Source organism: Actinomycetota bacterium (assembly GCA_018830725.1).
GTDB lineage: Bacteria > Actinomycetota > Humimicrobiia > JAHJRV01 > JAHJRV01 > JAHJRV01.
Genome location: JAHJRV010000162.1, coordinates 1 through 4,690, shown reverse-complemented (window position 1 = coordinate 4,690; position 4,690 = coordinate 1). Strand labels below are relative to the sequence as shown.

Genomic DNA, 4,690 nt, shown 5'->3' with positions numbered 1-4,690 from the left:
GTAAAAAAATCAGGAATTAGATTTTGTTTAGCGAGAGGGAGCATGTCACTTAGTGAGGAAGAAGGGGGTCTTCCACCCAAAGAATTGGTTCAAGAAGAGGATGAAATATTAAAACAATGCCAGAAATTAGCAGAGAAGTATGGGAAAAAAAAGTCTGAAGTACAATTGATTTTGGCTCCAACATCACCTTTCTCAGTTACAAAATCTTTAATGAGAGAAATAATGGATTTAGCAATAGAGTTTAATTTAAAGTGTAATACTCACTTAGCAGAAAACAAACAAGAGAATGAATTCTGTCTTGAGATATATAATCAGAGACCCTTTGATTATATGAAAGAAGTAGGATGGATAAGAGGTAATGTATTCTTTACACACACTGTTTATTTGAATGAAGATGAGATTTTAAAGTTAGCAAAAAGTGGAGTAGGAGTTTCACATTGTCCTTCATCAAATATGAGATTGGCATCAGGAATAGCACCTATTAAAGAGATGCTTGATGCAAATGTGAATGTGAGTATTGGAGTTGATGGTTCATCAAGCAATGATTCATCAAATATGTTAGCTGAGACGAGGATGGCTATGTTATGTCAGAGGTCACGGGGGTCAGATAAAATAATTTCTACTGAACAAACTTTGGAGATGGCAACCTTAGGTGGAGCCAAAGTTTTGGGAAGAGATGATGAAATAGGTACAATTGAAGAAGGAAAGAAAGCTGATATTATTGGTTTTGATTTAAATAAAATTGAATATGCTGGAGCTTACGAAAATCCTATTGGTGCTTTACTTCTTTGTCAACCTACAAATGTTGCCCTATCAATAATAAATGGTATATTAATAGTAAAAAATGGTAAGTTATTAAATATAGATTTACAAAAAGTTTTAAGAAAGCATAGAGAAAGAACAAAAGTTCTGTTAAGTAGATAAATTATCAGAAATATTAAACAAACATAAACAGAGAACTAAATTATCACTAAATAAAATTTAATTTCTAAAAAATGCATAATTTCAAATATATTTAAGGAGGGAAAATTGACTTTAAACTGGGAAAGAAAAAGTAAAATAGCAAAAGATTTGTCTGAAACTGTTGGGTATACTCCACTTGTAAGACTGAATAGAATCACAAAAGATATAGATGTGGAGATATTAGGGAAAATTGAATATTTTAATCCCAGTGGAAGTTTAAAAGACAGAATTTTATTTAGAATGGTCGAAGAAGCTGAGAAAAGGGGTGAACTAAAACCAGGAATGAGTCTGATAGAAGCAACTACAGGAAATACTGGAATCGCAACTTCAATGGTGGGAGCAGTTAAGGGTTATCCAGTTTTGATTGTTATGCCTGCCGGAATGAGTGAAGAGAGAAAGAAGACCATGGAAGCTTATGGAGCAAAACTAGTATATACACCAGGTGGCGAAAGTGATGTGGATTTGACTTTGAAAAAAGTGGCAGAGATAAAGGAAAAAAATCCTGGAAAATATTGGGAAGTTGGTCAATTTTCAAACCCCGATAATGTTAAAGCTCATTACTTAACTACAGGACCTGAGATATGGGAGCAAACCGGAGGTGAATTTGATATATTTGTAGCTTCTCAGGGTACTGGTGGAACAATAAGCGGGGTTGCTAAATATATTAAAGAAAAAAATCCAGATGTAATAATATTTGCAGTTGAACCTGCTGAATGTCCACTTTTATCTCATCAAAGATGGGGAATTCATAAAATAGAGGGAATTGGAGATGGATTTATTCCAGAGAATCTATTACTTAAATATATTGACGGTGTAGTTACAACAACATCAGAGGGATCAATTGAGATGGCTAAGAGATTAGCCAGGGAGGAGGGAATATTTTGTGGAATATCTTCTGGATGTAATGTTGTGGCTGCAATAAAACTTGCAAAAAAATATCCGAATGTTAAGAGAATTGTTACTATGATTAATGATAATGGACTCAGGTATTTTTCCACTCCACTATGTGGTGTAGGAAAAGAGTTTGAAGTTGAAGAAAGAGAACATCTAATTGATGAAGAACAGTTAGAACTTCTAAAAAAGCACCCACTTATAATAGTTGAATAGGGTCAGGGAACAGGGGTCAGCAGGTTAAAAAAAGATGTAGAGCAAGGCTTTAGCCTTGCAAAAACGCAACCCTAAAGGGTCGCCCTACTTATTAATAGTAAAATTAAGTATAGAAAAATATTAGTTTAAAGGGTATGAATTGAAAATAAGAAATTTTAGATGTGTTTTGTGTAAAAAAGAGTATAAACCCTCAGAAATACAATACACATGTACAAAATGTGGGACTTTAGGGGTTTTAGAAATTAATTATAACTATAAAAGTTTTCAACAAAAAGAAAAAGAGAGCTCTCTATCATTACCTATTAGGAATATTGAAAATAGTATGTGGGATTTTGCAGCCTTTCTTCCCATAGATGATTTAAAAAATATACCACCTCTTAAGGTTGGAGGAACACCACTTTATAGAAACATAGATTTATCAAGACAGTTACAGATAAAAGATTTATATATTAAGGATGATACAGTAAATCCAACCTCGTCATTAAAGGATAGAGCTAGCGCATTAGTGGTTAAATTAGCTTTAGATAAAGGGGTTAAGGCTATAACATGTGCATCTACTGGAAATGCTGCCTCTTCACTTGCAGGAATATGTGCAAGTGTAGGGTTAAAATGTTATATATTTGTTCCTAAAACTGCTCCTAAGGCAAAGATTACCCAGCTTCTTATGTATGGAGCAGAAGTTTTTGCAGTGGATGGAAGTTATGATGATGCGTTTGACCTTTCAATAGAAGCAACTAAAAAATTTGGATGGTATAACAGAAATACTGGATATAATCCTTTTACTATTGAGGGTAAAAAAACAGTCTCACTTGAAATAGCTAACCAGCTCTCTTTTAACATTCCTGATAAAGTATTTGTTCCAGTAGGAGATGGTTGTATTTTATCTGGGGTGTACAAAGGTTTTTATGATTTAATAAAGATAGGTGCTATTAAGAAGATGCCCAAGTTAATTGCTGTTCAGGCTGAGGGTTCAAATGCTATTTATTTAGCAATGAAAAGAGGAGACAGGATAAAAAAAATAGAGCCAAATACAATAGCAGATAGCATTTCAGTTGGTAGACCTCGTAATGGTGAGATGGCTATATCCTATATTAGAGCATCAAACGGGTGGGTGGAAGTAGTATCGGATGAGCAGATATTAAATGCTATGGGTATTTTAGCTAAAAGAATGGGAATATTTGCTGAACCTGCTGGTGCAACAGCGTTTGCAGGATTACTCAAGATGTCAAGGGAAAAAAGATTAAAATCAGATGAAATAGTAGTTATTCTTGTTACTGGGAGTGGGCTAAAGGATATAGACTCAGCCTTAAAAGCAGTTAAAAAACCTCACTATATTAAACCAAATATAAAAGAAGTTGAGAAAATTTTTCAGTAATATAAAAACACATAAAATTTAAGAAATAGATAAATTTAGGAAATTAATGGAAGAAAAGAAAGAAAAAGTTAAGCTAATAAGAGAACTTTGGTTGATAGAGGCTTTAGCTATTGGGTTAGGATCTATGATAAGTGCAGGAATTTTTGTTTTATCAGCTAATGCTGCTGAAAAAGCTGGACCTGCTGCAAGCCTATCATTTATTCTTGCAGGACTTATATGTTTACCTACTGCTTTAATAACATCTGAATTGGCAACTGTTATACCAAAAGCTGGTGGTAGCGTTACTTTTATATTTCGTGCTTTTGGACCTTTGGCAGGGTCCATAGTAGGACCTGGAAATTGGTTGGGACTCACTTTTTTTGCTGCATTTAACCTTTATGCTTTTGGATGTTATTTAAGTTATTTTATCCCAATTGATCCTTTAATTGGAGCAATTCTTGTAGGAATTCTGTTTACTTTTATAAATTATCGTGGAGCGAAGATAACTGGACTACTTCAGAAATATATTGTCATATTTTTATTAATAATATTTATAGTATTTATCTTTATTGGTTTCTTTAAAATAGAAACAGATTTATTTGAGCCTTTCATACCTTATGGTTGGGGAATGGTTATTGGAATCATAGGACTGGTTATTGTATCTTTTTTTGGTTTTGAAAAAATATCAACAATTGCTGAGGAAATTAAGAATCCTGCTAGAAATATTCCATTGGCAATCGTTGGTTCAGTAATAATAGCTATGATTCTCTATAGTTTAATATTAACAGTTATTATAGGTGTATTACCATATAACATGATAGGGAGCATAAAAGATCCCTTAGTTGAAGTAGCAAGTAAATTCATGGGTAAATTGGGTAGCTCACTCATACCTGTTGCAGCACTTCTTGCAACTGCATCTTCAGCAAATGCTGCAATTATAACATCATCTCGAATAAATTATGCTTTGGGAAGAGATAAAATTTTACCTGATTGGTTTAGTTATATCCATCCAAAATATATTACTCCTTCAAATTCAATTTTATTAACAGGAATTTTATCAATTATATTATCACTTACAAGTAAGATAGAAGTATTAGCTGAAGTTACAAGTGCACTGCTTATGGTTTCATTTACATGGTAATTCACCATTAAAGTTGCCCTAAATTTGTTCTTTGACAATTTAAATTCTCTGATTTAATAACTTACGAAGTAGTACAACTAAATTATCATTACGATGGTTAAATCTCCATTCTATCTCTTTTAAGT

Annotated in this window: 4 protein-coding genes; all 4 read left to right on the top strand. The window is 32.9% G+C overall.

All coding sequences use genetic code 11. From position 1 onward, the window contains the following. The coding region (locus KKC53_07085) for an amidohydrolase family protein (GenBank protein ID MBU2598910.1) at window positions 1-924 on the top strand (924 nt) is incomplete at its 5' end. 105 nt (window positions 925-1,029) lie between these two features. Next, window positions 1,030-2,070: a cysteine synthase A gene (gene cysK, locus KKC53_07080; protein ID MBU2598909.1), complete on the top strand. Its 1,041-nt coding sequence runs from the start codon at window positions 1,030-1,032 to the stop codon at window positions 2,068-2,070. Window positions 2,071-2,209: 139 nt separating this feature from the next. Continuing rightward, window positions 2,210-3,445 (top strand): threonine synthase, encoded by a 1,236-nt coding sequence (gene thrC, locus KKC53_07075; GenBank protein MBU2598908.1) that lies wholly within the window; start codon window positions 2,210-2,212, stop codon window positions 3,443-3,445. A gap of 46 nt (window positions 3,446-3,491) precedes the next feature. After that, a complete protein-coding gene (locus tag KKC53_07070; protein ID MBU2598907.1) occupies window positions 3,492-4,565 on the top strand; it encodes an APC family permease in 1,074 nt (357 codons plus the stop codon). Window positions 4,566-4,690 lie beyond the last annotated feature (125 nt).

Bases quoted from the DNA above. Each gene is read 5' to 3' on its own strand.
- KKC53_07070 (MBU2598907.1), top strand. From the start codon at position 3,492: ATGGAAGAAAAGAAAGAAAAAGTTAAGCTAATAAGAGAACTTTGGTTG.